The sequence below is a fragment of the Dokdonia sp. PRO95 genome (assembly GCF_000355805.1).
Lineage (GTDB): Bacteria > Bacteroidota > Bacteroidia > Flavobacteriales > Flavobacteriaceae > Dokdonia.
Genome location: NZ_CM001837.1, coordinates 1,131,514 through 1,155,210 on the forward strand (window position 1 = coordinate 1,131,514; position 23,697 = coordinate 1,155,210).

The following is a 23,697-nucleotide window of genomic DNA, read 5'->3' on the forward strand; positions in this document are numbered from 1 at the left end:
TTAAGATTTTTTTAAGAAATATAATTTGTGTGAAGAACTGGACAAATGCCTAAACAAGAACTACGTATTTTTAATGCTAATTACATTTAATGATATTTAAAATATTATGACCACGCATCATTGCAAAAAAAAAGACTCCAATAAAGCCCGCTTTTTACGTGAAAAATTGAAATGCCACCCTGTAAAAACCGACCGTAAGAAATCGTATTTTTGAAATATGCAGCCACAAAAAATCCTTTCTGTAAACCAACTATCTATATCCTTTAAACAGCAGGGAGAGGTACAAGAAGTTATACATGACATTTCATTTGATCTTTATAAAAATGAAATTCTTGCCATTGTGGGTGAGTCAGGCTCTGGGAAAAGTGTATCATCACTCGCCATTCTAGGGCTTTTACCAAAAACAAATGCGCTCATTAAAGGCTCCATCATTTTTGAAAATCAATCATTACTAGAAGCGAGAGAAAAGGATTTTCAGAAAATACGAGGTAATGAAATCTCTATGATTTTTCAAGAACCTATGAGTAGCCTCAATCCATCAATGCGCTGTGGTGAGCAAGTAGTCGAAATTCTTTTGCAACACACTTCACTCAACCGAAAGTTTGCCAAGGAAGAAACCCTACGCCTATTTGAAAAGGTAAAACTGCCTACGGTGGAGAAGATTTTTAGTTCCTATCCTCATGAGATTTCCGGAGGCCAGAAACAGCGCGTGATGATTGCGATGGCTATTGCTTGTAAGCCTAAAATCCTTATTGCAGATGAACCCACAACAGCGCTAGATGTTACCGTTCAGCAGGAGATTATATTATTACTTAAGGAATTGCAGTTAGAAAATCAGATGAGTATTATTTTCATCTCTCATGACCTTTCTTTGGTAAGCGAGATAGCAGACAGGGTTGCTGTGATGTATAAGGGAGATATTGTTGAGTACGCTTTCGCGAAAGCGTTATTTTCAAATCCACAACATGAGTACACAAAAGCATTGTTAAGCGCAAGACCGTCTCTGGATGAACGCCTTAAAAAGTTACCAACGATAAAAGATTACCTAGATAAAAAGCCACTCTCTAAAGCCGAAACAAAATCTGAAAGAGCCGAACATCTAAGAAATCTGTATGCTCATCCACCTTTACTGGAGGTTATTAATGTAGAAAAATCATACTTCTCTAGTGCCGGTATATTCGCCGAAGATATTGCCTTTAAGGCCGTAGATGATGTTTCATTCTCCATTTATGAGGGAGAAACTCTTGGTCTAGTAGGCGAGTCTGGTTGTGGTAAGTCTACCTTGGGAAATGCCATCTTGCAATTAGATAAAGCGACTGCAGGAACCATTTTATATAAAGGAATGGCTATTAATAAGATGCGTGGAGCAGCGCTGAGAAGTTTAAGAAAGGAAATACAAATTATTTTTCAAGACCCTTTTGCCTCTCTTAATCCCAGGCTTACTGTAGGTCAAGCCATTATCGAGCCCATGGAAGTCCATAAACTTTACGATTCTAAATTTATGAGAAAGCAGCGCGTGCTAGAGTTGCTAGAACGCGTAGGTCTAGAAGCATCGCATTATGATCGTTATCCTCATGAGTTCTCTGGAGGGCAGCGACAACGCATAGGGATAGCGCGTACTATCGCTGTAAATCCAAAATTAATTATTTGTGATGAGTCTGTAAGTGCCCTAGATATATCTGTACAAGCACAGGTGCTTAATTTACTTAATGAACTTAAAACAGATTTTGGCTTTACCTATATTTTCATCTCGCATGATCTTGCGGTGGTAAAATACATGTCTGACCAGCTAGTGGTTATGAATAGAGGGAAAATAGAAGAGATAGGTGATGCAGACCGTATTTATGAACAGCCAGAAAAAAAGTATACTCAAAAGCTTATTCATGCCATTCCAAAAGGAATGTAAGCGTTACTAGATCATAAATAGAAACACTTTCTTTGCTAGTCTAGCACAATTTGTAGTAAAATCTGCAGCATGTTTTACACCAGAAACAAATGATCTCGTGGAGTTTGTTATTTTTTCCATAGTAGGGATGAAAGACAAATGAGGTTTAAAACAAAATCCGCAGGGCTCCCCCCGCGGATTTCTAACAAATCATAACTTAAAACACTCTTATACGTTTAAGTCATACTATAAAACTAAATTACAACGTTAGTTAACGAACTTACTTAGCATTTAATCGAAATCAATTACTTGATTTGGGGGACTGCTAAAGTACTATAAAATTATACATCTGCAAGCATTTTGATTGGGAAATTTTGTGTGAATGTTAAAATTTAGTGTATTTCATCGAAATATTATGTTTTTAAACGTCGCTAATTGATGTTTTTAAATTTTCGCGCAAAAATCCTCTTGCTAATTTTGATGAATATAAGACGATTCATATTGTAGGATTTTTCTTTATATGTATTAAGTCCAGGAAGAAGTACCCTCTTTTTATGACAACTAATAAATAGAAAAAGAAAAGCCCAATAAAACCTTTTTGAAAGAAGCGTTCTACAAGAGTATATTAGTTATTAGAGCCCCTATATGTCCACCACAAGACAGAAGATGGTATATGAGGCGAAAACAGAGCGTAAAAAGTGTAAAACATGTATAATCTCAACCAGAGAGTATCACCACAAGGTATCTTAAAAATAAAAATCTCCAACTACCACAAAAACCATTTTTACTGGCTTGTGCGATAGTTGGAGACTATGTTTTACTCGATTAAAGTATATTAAAACTTCATTTCTGGGATATCCCCATCTACGATTAGTGTTCCTTCGGTGGCTGCTTGAATCTCTTCTACAGAAACTCCTGGAGCTCTCTCAAGTAGTTTAAAGCCATCATTAGTGACTTCTAATACCGCTAGGTTACTTACTATTTTTTTTACGCATCCTACACCAGTAAGCGGCAAGCTACATCTTTTTAAAAGTTTTGACGCACCAGCACGATTGGTATGCATCATGGCTACAATAATGTTCTCAGCACTAGCCACGAGATCCATTGCTCCTCCCATACCTTTAACCATTTTACCTGGAATTTTCCAGTTTGCGATGTCACCATTTTCTGCAACTTCCATAGCACCTAGAATGGTAAGGTCTACATGTTTACCACGTATCATACTAAAGCTAGTAGCACTATCAAAAAAGCTAGCGCCAGGCAAAGTTGTGATGGTCTGCTTTCCAGCATTAATAATATCTGCATCTTCTTCTCCATCGTACGGAAAAGGTCCCATACCTAAAACTCCATTCTCACTTTGAAATTCTACGTCAATGTCTTCTCGTACATAGTTTGCAACAAGTGTAGGGATACCTATTCCTAGATTGACATAATATCCATCTTGTACTTCTCTTGCAATGCGTTGTGCAATTTGATTCTTATCTAAAGCCATAATTAATCTCTTGTTCTAACGGTGCGTTGTTCTATTCTCTTTTCATACGTTTCTCCTTGAAAGATACGTTGTACAAAAATCCCTGGGATGTGTATTTGATTAGGATCTAGCGTTCCTACTGGCACAAGCTCTTCCACTTCTGCAACAGTAATGGTAGCTGCACCGCACATATTAGGATTAAAGTTTCTTGCAGTTCCTTTAAAGATTAAGTTACCAGCAGCGTCACCTTTCCAAGCCTTTACAAAAGCAAAATCTGCTTTAAAAGCATGTTCTAGCACATACATTTTCCCGTCAAATTCTCTAGTTTCTTTTCCTTCGGCTACTTCTGTTCCGTATCCTGCTGGTGTATATATTGCTGGAAATCCTGCTTGTGCAGCCCTGCATCGCTCTGCGAGAGTTCCTTGTGGTATAAGCTCTACTTCAAGCTCACCACTAAGCATCTGGCGTTCAAACTCGGCGTTTTCACCCACATAGCTAGACACCATTTTCTTTATTTGCTTTTTCTGTAATAACAGCCCTAGGCCAAAATCATCCACACCAGCATTATTAGAAATACAGGTAAGATTATTAACGTTAAGAGCTACTAGTTTAGCTATAGAATTTTCTGGAATACCACTGAGACCAAAACCTCCAAGCATCATTGTCATTCCACTTTCAACACCTTCTAGTGCGGCATCTACTCCAGTCACTTTCTTTGTTATCATATTCTTAGTTTATAAGTACTAAAAATACGGATTTTGTATTGAATTACGCTTTCGCGAAAGCGTAATTGAACATCTAAAAATGATTCCAAAAAAAAGAGTGCGATTGCTCGCACTCTTTTTAATTATATATGTACAATATTCTTAAAAATCTAACTCATCTGGCAGCTCATCACTTACACCAGAACTTTTATAATCATCACAATTTGTAGTTATCGTTAAGTTACTTGGCTTTGAGAATTCACTTTTTGAGATTTTTAGATCTTCATTTTTATATACTTCTTTCATATACATTCCCCAGATAGGAAGTGCCATGGTTGCTCCCTGACCATAACCAATGCCTGGGAAGTGTACAGCACGATCATCTCCTCCTACCCAAACTCCAGTTACAAGATTAGGTACAATACCCATAAACCATCCATCACTTTGATTTTGTGTAGTACCCGTTTTACCAGCAATAGCATTATCAAAACCGTATGGGTAACCCGTTACGGCATTACGATAGACAGCATCTTTATGCCATGTATGACGCAATCTTGCACCAGATCCTGAGCGCGTTACACCTTCCATTAATTGTAAAGTTACATATGCACTCTCTGCACTTAAGACATCCCTAGTCTCTGGTACATGCTGGTATAAAATAGTTCCATTTTTATCTTGTATTGTACTTACAATTTGTGGCTTTACATAAACCCCTTGGTTTGCAAAAGCGCCGTATGCAGATACCATCTCATAGACGCTTAGATCTGCTGTACCCAGAGCGATAGAAGGCACTGCTGGAATATCCTTTGTATCAACACCTAATTTACTTACAAGATCAATAACTGGTCGCGGCCCTACCTTATCCATAAGCCTCGCAGAAATTGTATTTATAGACCGAGCAAGTGCTTCCTTCATAGTTAACATACCTCCCATCTCTCCTCCAGAATTTTCTGGAGTCCAGTTTTTTGTATTACCGTGAGCTCCCGCAGGTATTGTGTAGAGCGTATTAGGCAAAGTATCACATGGGGATAAATGTAATTGATCTACTGCTGTTGCATATAAGAAAGGTTTGAAGGTAGATCCTACCTGGCGTTTTCCTAATTGTACGTGATCATATTGAAAGTGGTTCATATTAATACCACCTACCCATGCGCGCACTTCCCCAGTTTGAGGTACCATAGACATCATCCCTGTACGTAAAAATTTCTTATAGTAACGTATAGAATCGCGCGGAGTCATTAATGTATCTACCTCTCCAGCCCATGTAAAAATGGTCATGTCTGTTTTTACATCAAATGATTTTCTGATTGCATCTTCTGTTTTCCCTTGCGCTTTAAGTTTGCGCCAGCGAGATGAGCTTTTTATAGCATTATTAAAAATGCGCTCCACATCTTCCTCTTCAATATCTCTAAAAGGAGCTGTTTTGTTTTTCTCGTTTTGTCTATCAAACTCGGCTTGCAACCTTGGCATATGTGCAGCAACAGCATCTTCTGCCATTTTCTGCATACGAGAATCTATAGTTGTCGTTATCGTAAGGCCGTCACGGTAGATATTATAATACGTGATATTACCCTCTGCATCTTCTCCTTTAGGATTCTCTTTAATCCATGAAGCCATGAATTTCTTGAGGTTTTCTCTAAAGTACGTTGCCGTACCATCTGCATGCCCTTCTGGAGTAAATTTTACTTCCATAGGTAATGCTGTGAGGGAATCTTTTTCGGCAGTAGTAATCATACCGTTTACTTCCATCTGTTTGAAGACTTGATTGCGTCTACTTAAAGATTTCTCCTTAGAAATCTCACGATGTGGATTATATTGCCTTGGATTCTTAAGCATAGCCACAAAGACTGCGCTCTCATGCAAATCAAGATCTTTTACATCTTTATTAAAGTAAATACGAGCAGCAGAGCTTATACCAATGGCGTTAAATAAAAAGTCAAATTTATTGAGATACATCGCAATGATTTCTTGCTTTGTATACTGGCGCTCTAACCTTGTTGCAATTACGTACTCTTTTGCCTTTTGAAGAAGACGCTCAAATGTAGAGCTAGGAGGGTTTGAAAATAACAATTTAGAAAGTTGTTGTGTTACCGTACTTGCCCCACCATTTTTACCCAAATATGCAATGGCTCTAGCCGTCCCTCTAAAGTCTATGCCAGAGTGCTCATAGTAACGCTCATCTTCTGTAGCGACAAGAGCATCTACAAGGTTTTGTGGTAGTTGCTCATACTTGATAGGTGTTCTATTTTCGTTGTAATAAGTACCCAGCTGCTTTCCATCTACAGAGATAATTTTTGTAGCAAGATTGCTTTCTGGATTTTCAAGTTCTTCAAAGGTGGGGAGCGTTCCAAAAACATTCCAACTCGCAAGTAAGAATAATAGAACTACTAGTGTGACTCCTCCTGCAAATAGTCGCCAAAACCAAGAAATATATTTACTGTAGTCTCCTTCGCTTTTTTTTGTAGCTTTTTTTGGAGGTGTTTGTTTTGCCATTATGATGTGTTTATTCTTGCTTTTCAATACGTAATCCTACTTCGGTAATTCCTTCTAGATAAGCATCTCCAGCTATGTTTCCGTTTTTTCTAACTGCATGTTTTATAGTAAAGGTATAGGTTCCGCTTTCGCGAAAGCGTACTCCTTCTCTATACAACAATTTACTTTCTTTAATATCTCCAAAACCAGTACCCATCCACGTTCCGTCTGGATTTGCCATTTCGTACTCGAGTGTATCTGTGTATGTACGCCCCTTCGGAAACTGCATCTCTGTAATCAAAAACAGATTACTGTAAGGATACTGATTGTTATTACGAACGGTGATAAATGCGTCATACAAAGGCACACTATCAAGCTCGTTAACCTCTAAAACCACAGGTTCATTTATATCCCATGAGCTACCTAACGAAGTATATGAATGATACACTTGTTTTGAATCACATGAAATACATACTACAATGAGTATACCTAGTAATACGTTACGCATTAGGTTTTGGTTTTTGAGGACGCCTTTTATTTTTATTTGCTGGTTTTGATCCCCCACCTTTTTGACCTTCTTGAGCTGGTTTCTGACTAGCACTACCTTTTGTGTTATCACCCTTACCCTGCGGCCTTGGCCCTCTCTTTTTTGGTCTAGGACCCTTACCTTCTGGTCTTGGTCCTTTACTTTCTGGCCTAGGTGCCTTGGCCTGTGGCTTTTGACCTTTCTTTGCTACGGGTCTTGGACCTTTTACACCATCTTGATTGGGTTTTCTAGGTGTGCGCCCTTTAGATTTTGATCTATCTCCTTGAGGCTTGTTTCCGTTGCCAGAAGATTTTCTTTTACGGTTATTGCGGCGCTTGTTTGTAGTTTTAGGCTTATCAAAACGAGTAAGACTATCCTGCCCTACCACATTCCCAAAGTCTATTACTGTTTCTTCTATAAGTTCGGCAGCAAATTCTTCTAGGCTGGCTACTGGTTCTTTCTTTTTATTTGCAGCAATAATCTCGTTTGCATGATCTGTAGTAAGCTTGTGCCAGTTCATCCATTCCCCCTCGTAGGCATACCATAAGTGTCCTTGAAAAATGTCAATTTTCTGGCAAACTGCAGTTCCTTTTTGAGTATATAATTTTGTCTCACTTTTTGGAAAGCTTTTAAGCGCATCCATGTAAGCATCTAGCTCATAATTGAGACAGCATTTTAATTTCCCACACTGTCCAGCGAGCTTTTGTGGATTAAGAGACAACTGTTGATATCTAGCTGCGCTCGTAGTTACAGATCTAAAATCTGTTAACCACGTAGAACAACATAACTCACGACCACAAGAACCTATACCACCTAGACGAGCAGCTTCCTGACGTAGCCCTATCTGTCTCATCTCAATACGAGTACGGAAATCTTGAGCAAATTCTTTTATGAGTTGACGAAAATCTACACGATCCTCTGCTGTATAGTAAAAAGTTGCTTTAGATCCATCTCCTTGAAATTCAATATCAGAGATTTTCATTTGTAGGTTGAGACGTATCGCTATCTGTCTAGCACGCACCTTCATACTTTCTTCCTTCTCACGCGCGGTGGTCCAGATATCAATATCTCTTTGTGTTGCTTTACGGTAAATTTTGAGTGTATCTGGGGTGTCTGGTTTTACCTTCTTGCGTTTCATTTGTACACGCACAAGCTCACCAGTAAGTGTTACCATCCCGATATCGTGACCAGACTCTGCTTGAGTAGCTACAATATCACCTATGCTTAGCGTAACGTTTTCTGCGTTTTTATAGTAGTTCTTACGTCCGTTTTTAAAACGTACCTCTACGTAGTTAAAAGCTTCTTGTCCATCAGGAAGGGACATATTAGAAAGCCAGTCAAAGACTGTAAGTTTATTACATCCGTCGGTTCCGCAGGTTCCATTGTTCTTACAACCTTTAGGAGATCCGTCTTCACCTGTGCCACAACTGCCACATGCCATATTTTGTATATTTAAATGTACATCGCTCTATATCAATCGTTAAGAGAGTAACAGCCGCGTGTACGCGTTATATTTATGTTCAAAATGAACTATCGATAAAGATAGGTAATCTATAGCGCCTTTTCCAAAATCAAAAATAACAGATTCTTTTTCTGCTGTTTACTTCTTAAAAGCCAGCTTTTCTGATCTACCTTTCTTAAAAATCTTATTACTATTTCCTTTACCAGAACGTAATTTCTTTTGCTCTTCGTATGGCAATGCATTAATCTCTGCGCACTCTGTAGAGCAGCAGTTTTCATTAGCCTTTGCACATTCCTCACATTGTATAAAGAGTAAATGGCAAGCTTCATTTGCACAGTTTACATGCTCATCACAAGGAGTTCCACACTGGTGGCAGTTTGAGATAACATCGTCTGAGATACGCTCCCCACGACGGTGATCAAAAACAAAATTCTTTCCCTTAAACTTATTATCAAGCTTTTCTGCTTCCACCTGACGGGCGTACTCGATGATTCCTCCCTCTAGCTGGAAAACATTTTTAAAGCCTTTATGTTTAAAATAAGCACTTGCCTTTTCGCAACGTATTCCACCTGTACAGTACATCACAAGTTTTTTATCCTCCTTATGATCTTTTAGATCTTCTTCTATAATATCAAGACTATCTCTAAAGGTATCTACGTCTGGAGTAACTGCGTTTTTAAAATGCCCTATCTCACTCTCATAATGATTACGCATATCAACAAGTACTGTATTCTCGTCTTCTATAAGTTCATTAAAAGTAGAAGCGTCTACGTGAACTCCTTTGTTTGTTACATCAAAAGTATCATCTACCAGTCCATCTGCCACAATCTTCTTACGCACTTTTACCTTGAGTTTTAAGAACGACTTATCGTCTTGCTCTCTCGCAATATTGAGGCGTACATTCTCTAGGAAGTTTATACCGTCCAGAAATTCCTTAAATGCTGTAAATTTTTTGGCTGGAACAGACATTTGGGCATTTATACCTTCATTTGCGACATAAATACGACCCAAGGCTTCCATTTCATCCCAAGCTACAAAAAGGTGGTTTCTAAAAAGTTCTGGATTTCCAATCTTGTGATACTGGTAAAAAGAGAGTGTAAGACGTTCTTCTCCCGCCTCTTCTATAAGCTGTGCTCTCTCTTTTGCGCTTAATTTGTTGTACAGTTGCATGCTATACTTTCGTTTTAAGTTAAAAGAATTATTTCTTCCGGCAAATATAAGTCTTTGAATTAAGGGCACAAAAAATGCCCGGAGGTCTATCCTGCGGGCATTTTTTTGTGAATTTTGGCTAATTCAGGTTTACATTTTATTTAATGTCGTCGTAATTTTTTTAATACTTTGTAGCTGTGGCCTTCCTAATTTTAGTAAAGATTCCAAATTTTAGTATCTTTGACAAAACGTCGGGAATAATGTGTTTGGTGTGCGTTAGACTTAATCTCGTTGCTAAGATGCAATAATAATTAATTGGTTGCGTCTACATCGATAAGAATTATGTTAAAATTTTTACGCTTTCGCGAAAGCGCACCTTGTTTACCCATTATTTAACAATTAAATTTACAATACAAAACTGAAGATATGAGTAGTGAAAAAGATGCAAAATTAAAAGCCCTTAAACTCACCCTAGATAAGCTAGACAAGACTTACGGTAAGGGAGCCGTGATGAAGATGGGAGATCAAGCTATCGTGGATGTAGAGTCCATACCAACAGGTTCTCTAGGGCTAGATGTTGCTTTAGGTGTAGGAGGATATCCTAGAGGTCGTGTTATTGAAATTTATGGCCCAGAATCTTCTGGTAAAACCACCTTAACGCTACATGCCATTGCTCAAGCACAAAAAGCTGGAGGTATTGCTGCATTTATTGATGCAGAGCACGCTTTTGACCGTTTTTATGCAGAAAAGCTAGGAGTAGATATTGACAACTTAATTATATCACAACCAGATAACGGTGAGCAAGCTCTAGAAATTGCAGACAATCTTATACGCTCGGGAGCTATTGATATTGTTGTAGTCGATTCGGTTGCAGCACTTACTCCTAAAAGTGAGATAGAAGGCGAGATGGGAGACTCAAAAATGGGACTTCACGCTCGTTTAATGTCTCAAGCGCTTCGTAAACTTACTGGGTCTATAAGCAAGACTAACTGTACGGTGATCTTCATTAACCAACTCCGCGAGAAGATTGGGGTAATGTTTGGAAACCCAGAGACTACAACAGGTGGTAATGCTCTTAAGTTTTATGCTTCTGTACGTTTAGACATACGACGTTCTACACAGATCAAGGATAGTAATGCAAACGTGATAGGTAACAAAACTCGAGTTAAGGTTGTAAAAAACAAAGTTGCACCACCGTTCCGCATGGCAGAATTTGATATTATGTATGGTGAAGGAGTATCAAAAGTAGGAGAGATTATTGATATAGGTGTCAACTATGAGATTGTAAAGAAAGCTGGATCATGGTTTAGCTATCAAGATACTAAGCTAGGGCAAGGAAGAGATGCTGTAAAGGCATTATTACTAGATAACCCAGATCTTATGGACGAGCTAGAAACGAAAATTCATGAAGCAATCAAGTTATCAAACCAGTAAGCAATTATATCATATTGATAATAAAAACCTCCTTTATGGGAGGTTTTTGTATTTTAAACGCAACCTTTTTATTATTTAAGCATCTGTAAAGAGTTAACTAAATAAAAATTAAGGCATATAATATACGTAAACATCCATCTTAGATATCGAAAGCTTGCATAAGCAAATTTCATAGTTGATATCTGTTCTTATTTTAGAATAAGAATTTAAAAACGAACCAACGGTTGAGTCAAGACCAACTTATAAAGAACTGCAAGAAGAAGCTACCTAAAGCTCAAGCAGAATTATACAATCGCTACGCTAGCGTTTTGTTTTCTGTATGCTTAAAGTATGCTCCTAATTATGCAGAAGCAGAAGATATTCTGCAAGATGCCTTTATAACCATCTTTGACAAAGTAAATCAGTATAAGAATAAAGGTTCTTTTGAGGGATGGCTTAAAAGAATAGCTATAAATACGGCCTTACAGCGCTATCGAAAACCAGGTGTTTTTAATCTAGTTAACGAAGAGAATATAAAAGAAGTAGAAGTTGAGATAGAAGAAGAAAGTATTCCTCTTGATTTCTTACTTAAGATTATACAAGAGCTCCCAGATAGATACAGAATGGTTTTTAACCTATATGTGATGGATGGGCACTCACACAAAGAAATATCAACATTGCTTGCAATTTCTCAGGGCACCTCAAAATCAAACCTTGCACGCGCCCGAGGAATATTAAAAGAAAAAATTGAGATGAGCCAGTTTAACCCCAAAAGCAAATCTCACATACAATAATGAAGGAGAAGAAGAACATAGATAGATTATTTCAAGAGAAATTCAAAGATTTTGAATCGCACCCTAGTGATCGTGTGTGGAATAACATTCTTGCAGAACAAGAAGAAAAGGAAGATAAAAAGATAATCCCATTCTGGTGGAAGTTAGGTGGTCTTGCTGCGGCATTCCTATTACTTTTTGGTATAGGTAGCTTATTTTTTAATACTGACAATCAAGATAATATCCAGATTGTAGATGTACCAAGCATCGATAATAAAAACAACGTTTCACAAGAGGATAAAACCACAAGCTCTGGCGTTACTCAAGTAACAAAAAATAATGAAGAAGGTAATAAGCTTGTGACTCGTAACGACTCTCAGACTACTTCGAGTATAAAAAACAATGCGACGCCAAGAAATTCAAAAAATACTTCCCTGGCGTCTAGAGGAAACAAGAATGGACCTGAAAATGCACATCAAAGCAGTCCAAACAAATCAAGCGTTACAAAAGAACAAACAAATAGTGAGGAAATTGCTCATCAAGCACATTTACCTCAACCAAGCACAGCAAATTCAAATAGCCAGCTTTATGTAGAAAAACCTGAAGTTGATAATAATGAATCCATACAAAAAAGCACTAATGCGATTGCTCAAACAAACACACTAGACGAGAATACTAATAACAATAAAAACCTCATAAACGAAGCTCAGAAAATAGAAACCTTGCAACAGGAAGAGCTTGCTCAAGTAGTTGATAACACTACCATGAAGCGCTGGGATATTGGTGCCGTAGCTGCTCCCGTCTATTACGGCGATTTTGGAGGTTCTGGATTAGACAAACAGTTTGCAGATAATGATAAATCTGGTGATGTGAATTTAAGTTACGGGGTTCAAGTAAGCTATGCCATAAGTCCAAAATTTAAAATACGTACTGGAGTAAGCAATGTGGACTTAAGTTATAATACTAATGAAGTATCATTTTCTACTAATGGATTAGGACGCAGTGTACGAGGAATTTCATTTAATGACAATGTAAAAGCACTAGCCATTTTAGACAATCCGGCTACTCAACATAGTTTTACTGCAGATAATGCTATATCAAGAATAGGTGCAACTTCTAACGGCTCCTTACAACAGCAACTAAGCTACGTAGAAGTACCGCTAGAAGCTATTTATGTAATTTCAGATAAACGCGTTGGGCTATCGCTCATAGGTGGGGTAAGCACACTCTTTCTCAATGACAATAATGTTATCTTAAAATCATCAGAACTCAACACAAGTTTGGGTACTGCAAATGGTGTAAATGATCTAAGCTTCACAACAAATCTAGGTGTAGGATTAGATTATAAATTCACAAAAAAAATCATATTTAATCTAGAACCGTCACTTAAATATCAACTCAACAGTTTTGATAATACAGTGGTAGACTTTCAGCCGTATTACATAGGCGTGTATACGGGTGTAAGTTATAAGTTCTAGTAAAGAAGCTATGCCAAGTGTAGTTTACTTGGTATTAGGTTAGTTTTTTAGTTGGTTAGGTAATCGTTGCGCTTGCAATGATAACAAGAAAGGCTCCGCTGGTTACGGAGCCTTTTATTTTTTATGGTGGTTATTACGCTTTCGCGAAAGCGTACTTAAACCCCTTTCAATTCTTCTAAAATTATAGCTCTTGTTTGCTCCCTAAGCGGCTTTTTATCGTCTTGAGTCATTCCTTCTGTAGGTATAAATGAATGTACTTTTGCACGCATCACACCAGGCTCACCTTCAAAGAATGAATAAGGAAATCTCTTCTTATTGTCATAAAACGTCATAGGCACGATAGGCAGCTTATGATCTATAGCAAGTCTAAAAGCACCATCCTTAAAAGTGTCTAGCACGATAGAAGTATCATCTGGCACGCCACCTTCTGGAAAAATACAGATACTAAACCCCTGACTGAGCCTGCGCTGTGCTTGATCAAAAACCTGCTTGCGGCTACGCGCGTTACCTCTATCTACAAGAATACACGTACGTTTATAGAAAAACCCAAAAAGCGGGAGCTTTGCAAGCTCTGCTTTCCCCACAAATACAAAAGGACTTTTTGCAAGGTGCAACATAAGCAAGATATCCATCATAGAGGTGTGGTTACTCACCAGCATATATCCTTTGCCACGTACAAACTTTTCTTCACGAGTCACTTTTGGAAATAATCCCATAAGCAGCATAATTGTGCGTGCCCATATTTGAGCAAGTCTAAAAAACATACCATACCAGGTCTCCTTAAGAATACTTATAATAAGTAATGGGGATAATATGAGAATGACCACGAGCATCAAAAAGTAAAACCATACTTTCCAAAGTGCGACCGCTATTTTTCTTAATATGTGCATTCTTCCAAAAATAGGTAATTCAGCCTATGCAATGAACAGAAAAAGTTAACTTTGCTTTTTACTCAAATTTTATGTCAAGAATACTTACCGGAGTGCAAAGTACAGGCACACCACACTTAGGAAATTTACTAGGAGCTATTATACCAGCGATTGAGATGGCAAATAATCCTGCAAATGAGTCTTTTCTCTTTATTGCAGATATGCACTCGCTCACGCAAATAAAAGATGGAGCACAGCTACGTCACAACACCTACAGTACAGCAGCTACGTGGCTGGCCTTTGGTCTTGACATTAATAAAACGGTTTTTTACAGACAGAGTGACGTACCACAAACGGCAGAGCTTACTTGGTATTTGAGCTGTTTCTTCCCGTACCAGCGACTTACACTTGCTCACAGTTTTAAGGATAAAGCAGACCGTCTAGAAGATGTAAACGCAGGTTTATTTACCTACCCTATGCTTATGGCGGCAGATATCTTGCTGTATGATGCAGAGGTTGTACCCGTGGGTAAAGATCAAGCGCAGCATATTGAGATGACGCGCGACGTGGCAAGCCGTTTTCACGCAGCTACAAGAACAGAAGTTTTTGTGCTGCCAGAAGCAAGTCATAATGAGGAGACAATGTATATACCAGGCACAGACGGCGCAAAGATGTCTAAGTCTAAAGGAAATATTATAGATATCTTTTTACCAGACAAGAAGCTACGTAAGCAAATTATGGGGATAAAAACAGACAGCACTCCTATGGAGGAACCTATGGAAACAGAGGGCTGTAATGTATTTAACCTTTATAAATTACTAGCAACTCCAGAACAAGTAGAACGCTTACGCGAAAATTATAAACGCACAGATTTTGGCTACGGTCACGCAAAGCAAGCTGTATATGAAGTAATCATAGAGAAGTATGCTGCACAACGCGAGAAGTATGCGTACTATATGAATAACCTCAACGAGATAGATGCTGCATTAAAAGTAGGAGCAGAAAAAGCGACCAAGGTTGCAAATGGAGTGATAGAAAGAGTTAGAAAAGTTGTGGGGTATTAATGAAAAAGACTAATACATATTTGTTCTTTTTAACCACACTGCTATTTTTATTTTTGACTATTGGAGTGTTTAAAATAAGTGTTTTTGAAAATGACACTCTTGATATAAACGTTCACGACACTTACTTTATAATAGACCAAAGAATAATATTCATTTTATTTGCAGTATTAACATTTTGTCTCGTTTTTCTAACTAGAAGTCTAATTAGAAAATTTAAAGACAATTTTGCAAATTATATATACCTTTCATTTAGTGTAGTTGGAATTCTGACTTTTTCTTACATAATATATTTTGTGCGAGATTTAAATTACTTAGCAAAACACACAGAGGCGTCACAGGAGATAATTACTGCAAATAGCACACTCATTAATCTTAGTTGGATTTTGCAAATATTTCAGGTCCTGTGGATGATTTATATAATATTTGTGAGTATACAAATAGGTAAAAACTCAACAATTAAAAACAACTAATTATGGACATTATGAGCTTTTTAAGCGGTAACGGTTTGTTCCTCATCTTGGGACTTGTATTGATTATCGTAGTTTTGTACAACAAATTTAGAAACAGACGTTAAGTCGTATAGGTTTCAATTTTCGCGAAAGCGAAAACCAATAATACAGTATGTCAAAAATTAGAATTACAAAACAGTTTACCTTTGAGACAGGTCACGCGCTTTATGGCTATGACGGCAAGTGCAAGAATGTACACGGGCACAGTTACAAACTTAGCGTTACCGTAATAGGAGAACCTATTACAGATATGGGCAACGCAAAGCTGGGAATGGTTATCGATTTTGGTGACTTAAAGAAAATTGTAAATAGAGAGATTGTAAACGTTTTTGATCACGCTACCGTTTTTAATAAAAACACACCGCACGTAGAGCTTGCAAAAGAACTATCTGATCGTGGTCACGATGTACTACTTGTAGATTACCAGCCTACAAGTGAGATGATGGTGATAGACTTTGCTGCAAAGATTCAATCATTTTTACCAGATACAATAAAATTACACTCACTACGCCTTTCTGAAACAGCAACAAGCTATGCAGAGTGGCACGCGGCAGATCAACTCTAGATGACTATTAACCTCCCAAAAGGAAAGAAAATATACTTCTCAAGTGATAACCACTTGGGCGCTCCCACTATGGAGGAAAGTAGACCGCGAGAGCGCATATTCTTGCAGTGGCTAGAGATGGCTCGCAAGGATGCACAGGCTATTTTCTTAATGGGTGATCTTTTTGACTTTTGGTTTGAGTATAAAACTGTAGTGCCTAAAGGTTTTGTGCGCACACTAGGCAAACTTGCCGAGATGCGTGATGAGGGCATCGAGATTTATTTTTTTGTAGGGAATCACGACCTATGGATGAACGGCTATTTTGAAGAAGAGCTGGGCATTCCCGTTTATCACGACCCTAAAGTGTTTACCATAGATGATAAGAAGTTCTTTTTAGGTCACGGAGACGGCTTAGGCCCTGGAGATAATGGCTATAAGCGTATGAAGAAAGTCTTCCGTGGTAAGTTTTTTCAGTGGTTATTTCGCTGGGGACATCCAGATATTGGGATGAAAATTGCTCAGTATATGTCTGTAAAAAACAAGCTCATCTCTGGTGATGATGATCACGTGTTTCTTGGGGAAGAAAATGAGTGGCTTGCAGCTTATGCAAAGCGCAAACTTGAGACTGCTCACTATGATTATTTTGTTTTTGGGCACCGTCACTTACCTATGACCATACAGGTGGGAGAAAACAGCACCTATTACAACATAGGTGACTGGATTGCGCACTATACTTATGGAGTGTATGATGAGAATGGCTTTAAACTCGAGGAGTTTCTCAAGAAATAAGGCCTCAAAATCAATTTCATAGTAGACTTCGCTATCTTTAGAAAAACTTTTTGATGCGATTTCTAGTTCTTACTCTCTGTGCTATTGCACTTTTTTCTTGCAAACCATACCAATCTACCACTGCTCGTAAAGGGCAAATAACGTATGATGGCTTTCGCCAAAATCAGAAAACTTTCAACACTAGTGATGGCGCTATCGCTTATATAGATAAGGGTAAAAGCGATAAAGTGATTGTGCTCTTACACGGCGTACCTACATCTGGCTGGCTTTATCGAAAAATGATAGACCCACTTGTAGATGCAGGCTACCGAGTGATTATTCCAGATATGCTGGGTTACGGAAGCAGTGACAACCCTAAAGGCTACGACATCTATTCTGAAGAAAATCACGCGCAACGATTACTCGAGCTACTAGATAGTCTCAACATCACAACCTGGTCTCACGTGATGCACGACGCTGGCGGTCTTTGGACCTGGGAGTTGCTCAAAAAACAACCACAGCGCATTAATAATCTCATACTTCTCAATACCATTATTTACGAAGAAGGTTTTGATCCTCCCGTACGATTTAAGGAAGGGTTTATGGCTCGCACGGCTATGTGGGGTTACCGTAATGGCATTACCACAAATGTGATGCTCAGAAATTTATTTAAATCGGGAATCTTACAAAACAATCTCAACGAGATAGACGTGACAGGATATAAAACACCATTACGAGAAGGTAAAACAAGAGGGATGTATTACTTCTTTACGCAAACTTGCAACACCTTACCAGATTACACCTCACTCACTAAAAGTCTTGATATACCAACCACAGTGATTTGGGGAAAAGAAGACACCTTCTTACGCATAGAACCTCAAAAAACCCAACTACAATCTTCTCTAAATATAAAAGAAGAAAATATACACCTACTAGAAGCCAAGCACTTTATTCAAGAAGAAAAACCAGAGGAGGTTGTCAAGTTAATCTTGGATTTTTTGAAATAAAACTTAAAAAGTAAAAATCCCTTCAATTGAAGGGATTTTTACTTTTTAAAAGATATGGAGCCTTTTAATTATTTATTGTGCTCGTTATTTGCTTGTCCCAAGTATCCATAGAAATTGCAAAAGATGAGTGAGCATCTTCAATAGCATTTGTATCATGATATTGATAAAATACAATCATTACTATGGCCAAACAAAAGGTCACTAATGCTACTTCAATGATTTCGTATATCTCATTGTTTGATTTTTTTGTGGTTGCCATAGGGTGTATTTATGTTGAGTGTTAACATAAATTTAAGAAAACACAACCCATATCACAAATTTTTAACATACTTGTCGAATAATAGTCTAAATGAAGCAAGAAAACCTCCTACACTGGACAAGGCATAGACAAGCTCTTTTATTTTAACAATTATGCGCGCAGATTAATTATTCCTTATCAAATGAAAAACTTGATCTCAAGCTTTAATATCTTTTAATCGCAACTGCAAACTCACATTACCATTCCACTCATTTTCATCTATAGCGTAGGCTGCCATAAATGCCTTTTTATTTGTAATTAAATCATACTTATCGCCTAGATTAAAACCTATACAACCTATCTGTGAACCTCTGCTGTTTTGAACAACAGCCGCTTTAAGATGTGTTTGATCTGCTCCTACTTTTTTACCATAACCAGTATCTGTCAAGTTTTTAGTCATAAATGTAGGTGACATATTACGTGGCCCAAACGGCGCAAACTGCTTTATAATACGGTGAAACTTAGGCGTAATATCTACGAGGTTTATCTCACTGTCTATAGAAATTTCTGGCACTAGCAAGCGCTCATCGCAACTAGCGGCAACCACCTCCTCAAACTTTGCTTTAAAAGCCTCATATTGCTCTGGTAACAAAGTAAGTCCTGCAGCATACTTATGTCCACCAAACTGCTCTATATGCTCCGCACACTCGTGTAGGGCATTATATACATCAAAACCTTTTACAGATCTAGCAGAGGCTGCATACTTATCACCACTTCTTGTAAAAACAAGCGTAGGTCTGTAATATGTCTCAATAAGTCTAGAAGCCACAATCCCTATCACCCCTTTATGCCAGTCTTCTTGAAAAACAACTGTGGTTTTATTTCCCTCCTCTTGATTCTCTATAATTTGATCTAGAGCTTGCTGAGTAATACTCTTATCTGCTTCCTTTCGGTCGGAGTTATATTGCTCTATCTCTGATGCAAACTTGGTTGCTGTCGCTAGATCTGTCTCTCGTAATAAGATCACCGCGTGGTTACCGTGTACCATTCTTCCCGCAGCATTTATACGTGGGCCTATGATAAAAACAACATCTGTGATGGTAAGGGTTTCCTTTTTGACTTGCTTTATAATGGCTTCAAAACCTGCTCGAGGTGCTTGATTTATCACATTAAGTCCGTGATAGGCAAGTATTCTGTTTTCTCCTGTGATAGGTACAATATCTGCGCCTATTGCGGTGGCAACAAGATCTAGGTAAGGAAGAAGCTCTTCAAAGTTTTGCTTTCGCGAAAGCGCAATTGCACTTATTAATTTAAAACCTACACCACACCCGCATAACTCATCATAAGGATATGAGCAATCTTCTCTTTTTGGGTCTAAAATAGCAACCGCATCTGGCAGCTCATCACCGGGTCTGTGGTGATCACAAATAATAAAGTCGATTCCTTTTTCTTTTGCATAAGCTACTTTCTCAATCGCTTTCACACCACAATCTAGTGCGATAATGAGTGTCATATCATTATCTGCCGCAAAGTCTATACCCATATAAGAAACACCATAACCCTCTGCATAGCGATCTGGAATATATGTTGCCACCTGCGGGTGAATGGTATCGAGATAAGAACTCATCAAGGCAACACTCGTGGTACCATCTACGTCATAATCACCAAAAACGAGAATATTTTCGCCTTGAGCTATTGCCTGCTCGATACGTGCTACAGCTTTATCCATATCTTTCATCAAGAATGGATCGTGCAAAGCATCTAGCGAGGGTCTAAAAAAGTTTTTTGCTTTCTCAAACGTGTCAATATCTCGCTGTATAAGGAGTGTTGCAATAGGAGCTTCTACTCCCAGCTCTTGTGCTAGTTTTGCTACTTTTTGTGCTTCTGGTTTTGGTTTTAAAGTCCAGCGCATTAATCAAGGTTAATTTTGAGCATCCATGCTTCTTTTAAGTCGGGCATTGTTCTTACTTCTTCTAATTTTTCATAAAGAGCAGAAGCATTCATTCCAGCATCTACAAAAACATAAAAGTAGTTGTTATCTGGACGAAAAAACATTTGAGGTTCGAGACCTTTATCAGTAAGAACACTCATCCAGTTTTCTGCATTTGTAGCATTTGAAAATACGTTAGTTACTATATAGTATCCCGCTCCAATATTTTCAACCTTAAGCGATGGCTTTTCCAGTAGCGAAGCAAGCTCTTTATTTACAACTTCTGGGGCAACATATATTGGCTTAGGATCCTCTGGAGCTGGTGGCGCTGCAATAGCAACTTGCTGATTTGTAATCACCTTCTTGGGTGGTTGCGCTGTTACCAATTGCTCACTAGAAGTAACACTGGCAACAATGTTATTTTTTTCTTTGTAAAAACGCTCACTTATCGTTGTTTGGAATGCAGTAAAGAATAAGAAAAATCGATCTGATCTTGTCTTAAATCTCATTTTCACCCCTCCTGTACTATTTGCTATAATCGTGTTCTGAGCAGTTGGGATTTTTATCTTTGCAAGATCAAAGCCTAACGTATTTAGACTATTAGGAATTCTATTTGTGGCTCTCTTGTCATTAATAGTTATGGTGCTATTAAAGAAATTACTTGATGCTCTCACGCTATTATCTAGCGTAACAAAAACCTTCGTTTTAGGATCAAAAATACCTATCTCATCACGACCTAGAGTCCCATCACCTTCTAAAGCTCCAATGGTAATCGCTGTTTCTAACTCTCCTTTTTCTGAAGATTGAAAATTACCAAAATCGACTTCGATAGCTTTTTTATTTACAAATTCAAATCCGTGAAAGGTAGTCACATATTGTAAGGGCTGTGTCTCATCTTCATACACCACATACAACAACCACCCAGCAGAGCTTCCTCCTATGATTTCACCTTGGGTTGCACTTACATTTGCTACAGTCACTTGGCCATTAATATCACCTTGTACTAATGCTGTAACGTCTGCCATGCATGCATAAGGCGCTCGAGAGCTTATAGAGTTATGTGTCGCATCCTCGCCATCATAAATGAGCGAGCCTTGTATATTCTCATACGTGCCACCAGGTAATTTTAATTTTACGGCTCTTATATCATGAGCACGATCGTCTAGTTTTTTGTGGTAAACCTGACCATCTTTGAGACGTTTTCCACTGCGCTCACCATGATAAGTTCCCGACCAATACAATCCAGCATACACAACCTTTACTCCTTCTCTCAACGCTAAGTGAGCGCTACTTGAACTCCATGTGCTTTGATCATTATCAATATCCACATAGCGCATTTTGAACTCATCGTTTATTTTCTCGAGATCATTAAATGGTTTTTCTGAGTCTTTGCTTAATATATTATTACCCACCACGGCAGTGTTGCCACGTATGTAAAATTCTTTATCTCTAGTAAAAGTTTTTGAATCCTGAGCAGACGCTATTATTGGAAGTATGCACAGGAAACTCAATAGTTTTTTCATTGTTCTAGTTTTCGCTCTCTTCATTTAATTCAGAAAGTGCGTGAAAGTGTACGCCTACTTTTAAATCGGCAAATTTTCTAAACATTTCCATCACTCCACAGTATTGCTCTTCAGAGAGTGTTACTGCTTTTTGGATTTTTTCTTCATTTAAGTCATCACCATAAAAGTGATAATCTAGCCATACGGTGTGATATGTTTTAGGGTGCTCCTCTGTGAGTTCCCCTTTTACAATCATTTTAAATTTAGGCACGTCTACCCTCATTTTATTTAGCACAAAAACAATGTCTAAACCAGTACATCCCGCAAGACCAGAAAGCATCATCGCCTTGGGACCCATTCCGTCGTTATTACCTCCGTTTTCTGGAGAGGTATCTATTAAAACTTTATAACCAGTAGGGCTATCTGTTTCAAATTGCATTCCTTGCTTATAAATTGTAGTTACTGTATGTCCAGCCATTTTATGTGTGTTTTGCTTGAAATATGAAGGTACAAAATTGGTAGATAAAATGCCTATATTGCTTTCGCGAAAGCGTAAATAAGAACATTAATTTAAAATATATACGATGCCATTAGTAACACCACTCTCTGCCGAACATGATGAGACAACCAAAGAACTTGCGCTATTTTTTAATGAGACGCTAGGTTTTTGTCCTAACTCTGTACTTACAATGCAGCGTCGTCCTGATATCTCGCGCGCATTTATAAATCTTAACAAAGCCGTGATGGCAAATCAAGGCCGAGTGACTTCTGCCTTGAAACGTATGATTGCTTGGGTTTCTAGTAATGCTACTGGATGTCGTTACTGCCAGGCGCACGCGATACGTGCTGCAGAACGTTATGGCGCAGAGCAAGAACAACTAGATAACATCTGGGAATACAGACATCACGCTGCTTTTTCTGATGCAGAGCGTGCTGCGCTTGATTTTTCACTTGCGGCAAGTCAAGTACCAAATGCCGTAGACGCAAAAATCAAGGAAGAATTATATAAATACTGGGATGAAGGTGAGATTGTAGAAATGCTGGGAGTGATTTCACTCTTTGGATACCTTAACCGCTGGAATGACTCCATGGGAACTACCCTAGAGGAAGACGCCATAGATTCTGGAAATCAATACCTCGGAAAGCACGGTTTTGAAGTAGGAAAACACGTGTAAGTTTATATTTGAAATTTAATTTAAAAGAATGAAAAAAATAATTTTCTCATTAACAATTTGTCTTTTTATAGTTACAGTTTCTTATGCTCAAAATGATATAAGTTATGGCATAAGAGGTGGACTCAATTACGCTAATCTCGTTTATGAATTTGAAGATTCAAATAATGATTTTTTAGATTTCAATGCCAAAGTTGGCTTTTATGCAGGTGGTTTTATAAACATTAGCCTCAGTGATAAGTTCTCGCTACAACCAGAATTGCTTTACAGCAGTCAAGGAGCTAAACTAGACATAGATTATAGTCAAATTCTAGTGTTTGACCAAAATGACCCTACATTTTTTGAGAATGAAGAATATGTAAATGTAAAACAGAGTAAGCTTCTGCTACCTATACTATTACAATATAAGATTGGTAGTGACTTTAGCTTATTTCTTGGTCCGCAAATTACCTACACACTAAACTTCGAAACAGAAGTAGAGAACGGTGATGAGCTAGTAGTATCTCGATTTCAAGATGATGATAAAATAGGGGTTGATGCAAGCGCAAGAATAGGCTATAAAGCTTCGGAGAATATGATGATTGAATTAGGCTACTTTAGAGGTCTTACCAATCAAAATTCTGTGAAGGCTTCAGTGTTTCAACTAGGGCTTGCTTACAAACTTTAGTCATTAATAGATTTCAAAGAAGTGCCTCAAGATGTTATCATCTTGAGGCACTTCTTTATTGCCTAAAAATCTCGTAAATTCGCGCACAACATTT

21 protein-coding genes are annotated in these 23,697 nt (G+C 38.0%); 10 read left to right on the forward strand and 11 right to left on the reverse strand.

The window, feature by feature from the left end; translation table 11 throughout:
* The first annotated feature begins 217 nt into the window (after positions 1 to 217).
* Positions 218 to 1,906, forward strand: a complete 1,689-nt coding sequence (locus D017_RS04895) for an ABC transporter ATP-binding protein (protein WP_035334988.1) — start codon at positions 218 to 220, stop codon at positions 1,904 to 1,906.
* 814 nt (positions 1,907 to 2,720) lie between these two features.
* On the opposite strand, the gene D017_RS04900 is transcribed toward D017_RS04895, so the two are convergent.
* The 6 genes from D017_RS04900 to D017_RS04925 all read right to left on the reverse strand — a co-directional run bounded on the left by D017_RS04900 (position 2,721) and on the right by D017_RS04925 (position 9,690).
* On the reverse strand, positions 2,721 to 3,377 hold the full coding sequence (locus D017_RS04900) for a CoA transferase subunit B (protein WP_035334990.1): 657 nt from the start codon (positions 3,375 to 3,377) through the stop codon (positions 2,721 to 2,723).
* A gap of 2 nt (positions 3,378 to 3,379) precedes the next feature.
* Positions 3,380 to 4,081, reverse strand: coding sequence for a CoA transferase subunit A (locus D017_RS04905; protein WP_035334991.1), 702 nt, complete (start codon positions 4,079 to 4,081; stop codon positions 3,380 to 3,382).
* A 141-nt stretch (positions 4,082 to 4,222) separates the two neighbouring features.
* Positions 4,223 to 6,553: a transglycosylase domain-containing protein gene (locus tag D017_RS04910; RefSeq protein WP_035334994.1), complete on the reverse strand. Its 2,331-nt coding sequence runs from the start codon at positions 6,551 to 6,553 to the stop codon at positions 4,223 to 4,225.
* Positions 6,554 to 6,563: 10 nt separating this feature from the next.
* Positions 6,564 to 7,040, reverse strand: coding sequence for a gliding motility lipoprotein GldH (locus D017_RS04915; protein ID WP_035334995.1), 477 nt, complete (start codon positions 7,038 to 7,040; stop codon positions 6,564 to 6,566).
* A complete protein-coding gene (gene ricT / locus D017_RS04920; protein WP_035334996.1) occupies positions 7,033 to 8,499 on the reverse strand; it encodes a regulatory iron-sulfur-containing complex subunit RicT in 1,467 nt (488 codons plus the stop codon). The genes D017_RS04915 and ricT overlap by 8 nt, the downstream gene beginning before the upstream one ends.
* A gap of 159 nt (positions 8,500 to 8,658) precedes the next feature.
* Entirely contained in the window at positions 8,659 to 9,690 is a 1,032-nt protein-coding gene (locus D017_RS04925) for a rhodanese-related sulfurtransferase (protein ID WP_035334997.1), read from the reverse strand.
* 405 nt (positions 9,691 to 10,095) lie between these two features.
* Here D017_RS04925 and recA point away from each other — a divergent pair, with 405 nt between their 5' ends.
* The 3 genes from recA (at position 10,096) to D017_RS14935 (ending at position 13,333) form a co-directional block, all read left to right on the forward strand.
* Complete coding sequence (gene recA, locus D017_RS04930) at positions 10,096 to 11,103, forward strand: recombinase RecA (protein ID WP_035334998.1); 1,008 nt, start codon at positions 10,096 to 10,098, stop codon at positions 11,101 to 11,103.
* 224 nt (positions 11,104 to 11,327) lie between these two features.
* The gene (locus D017_RS04935) at positions 11,328 to 11,876 is read left to right on the forward strand and encodes a sigma-70 family RNA polymerase sigma factor (RefSeq protein ID WP_035335000.1); all 549 of its coding nucleotides are present in this window, start codon (positions 11,328 to 11,330) and stop codon (positions 11,874 to 11,876) included.
* Positions 11,876 to 13,333 (forward strand): outer membrane beta-barrel protein, encoded by a 1,458-nt coding sequence (locus D017_RS14935; RefSeq protein ID WP_051583807.1) that lies wholly within the window; start codon positions 11,876 to 11,878, stop codon positions 13,331 to 13,333. Before D017_RS04935 ends, D017_RS14935 begins: the two co-directional genes overlap by 1 nt.
* A 155-nt stretch (positions 13,334 to 13,488) precedes the next feature.
* On the opposite strand, the gene D017_RS04945 is transcribed toward D017_RS14935, so the two are convergent.
* Positions 13,489 to 14,223, reverse strand: coding sequence for a lysophospholipid acyltransferase family protein (locus tag D017_RS04945; RefSeq protein WP_035335003.1), 735 nt, complete (start codon positions 14,221 to 14,223; stop codon positions 13,489 to 13,491).
* Between the two features lie 71 nt (positions 14,224 to 14,294).
* Here D017_RS04945 and trpS point away from each other — a divergent pair, with 71 nt between their 5' ends.
* The 4 genes from trpS to D017_RS04970 all read left to right on the forward strand — a co-directional run bounded on the left by trpS (position 14,295) and on the right by D017_RS04970 (position 18,094).
* Complete coding sequence (trpS, locus tag D017_RS04950; RefSeq protein WP_035335005.1) at positions 14,295 to 15,266, forward strand: tryptophan--tRNA ligase; 972 nt, start codon at positions 14,295 to 14,297, stop codon at positions 15,264 to 15,266.
* Positions 15,267 to 15,887: 621 nt separating this feature from the next.
* Entirely contained in the window at positions 15,888 to 16,340 is a 453-nt protein-coding gene (locus D017_RS04960) for a 6-carboxytetrahydropterin synthase (protein WP_035326104.1), read from the forward strand.
* A 6-nt stretch (positions 16,341 to 16,346) separates the two neighbouring features.
* A complete protein-coding gene (locus D017_RS04965) occupies positions 16,347 to 17,108 on the forward strand; it encodes a UDP-2,3-diacylglucosamine diphosphatase (RefSeq protein WP_035328878.1) in 762 nt (253 codons plus the stop codon).
* A 53-nt stretch (positions 17,109 to 17,161) separates the two neighbouring features.
* Positions 17,162 to 18,094, forward strand: a complete 933-nt coding sequence (locus D017_RS04970) for an alpha/beta hydrolase (protein WP_035335008.1) — start codon at positions 17,162 to 17,164, stop codon at positions 18,092 to 18,094.
* Positions 18,095 to 18,158: 64 nt separating this feature from the next.
* Here the strand turns inward: D017_RS04970 and D017_RS04975 are convergent, their stop codons facing one another.
* The 4 genes from D017_RS04975 to D017_RS04990 all read right to left on the reverse strand — a co-directional run bounded on the left by D017_RS04975 (position 18,159) and on the right by D017_RS04990 (position 22,242).
* Positions 18,159 to 18,353: a hypothetical protein gene (locus tag D017_RS04975; protein WP_035335011.1), complete on the reverse strand. Its 195-nt coding sequence runs from the start codon at positions 18,351 to 18,353 to the stop codon at positions 18,159 to 18,161.
* A gap of 196 nt (positions 18,354 to 18,549) precedes the next feature.
* Positions 18,550 to 20,244 carry a single-stranded-DNA-specific exonuclease RecJ gene (gene recJ / locus D017_RS04980; protein ID WP_035335014.1) on the reverse strand — a complete coding sequence of 565 codons (1,695 nt, stop codon included), beginning with the start codon at positions 20,242 to 20,244 and terminating at the stop codon, positions 18,550 to 18,552.
* Positions 20,244 to 21,785 carry a hypothetical protein gene (locus D017_RS04985; RefSeq protein ID WP_035335016.1) on the reverse strand — a complete coding sequence of 514 codons (1,542 nt, stop codon included), beginning with the start codon at positions 21,783 to 21,785 and terminating at the stop codon, positions 20,244 to 20,246. Before D017_RS04985 ends, recJ begins: the two co-directional genes overlap by 1 nt.
* A 4-nt stretch (positions 21,786 to 21,789) precedes the next feature.
* Positions 21,790 to 22,242 carry an OsmC family protein gene (locus D017_RS04990; protein WP_035335019.1) on the reverse strand — a complete coding sequence of 151 codons (453 nt, stop codon included), beginning with the start codon at positions 22,240 to 22,242 and terminating at the stop codon, positions 21,790 to 21,792.
* Positions 22,243 to 22,348: 106 nt separating this feature from the next.
* On the opposite strand from D017_RS04990, the gene D017_RS04995 reads away from it, so the two are divergent.
* Positions 22,349 to 22,939, forward strand: a complete 591-nt coding sequence (locus D017_RS04995; RefSeq protein ID WP_035335022.1) for a carboxymuconolactone decarboxylase family protein — start codon at positions 22,349 to 22,351, stop codon at positions 22,937 to 22,939.
* 28 nt (positions 22,940 to 22,967) lie between these two features.
* Positions 22,968 to 23,603 carry a porin family protein gene (locus D017_RS05000; RefSeq protein WP_035335025.1) on the forward strand — a complete coding sequence of 212 codons (636 nt, stop codon included), beginning with the start codon at positions 22,968 to 22,970 and terminating at the stop codon, positions 23,601 to 23,603.
* Positions 23,604 to 23,697: the final 94 nt, after the last annotated feature.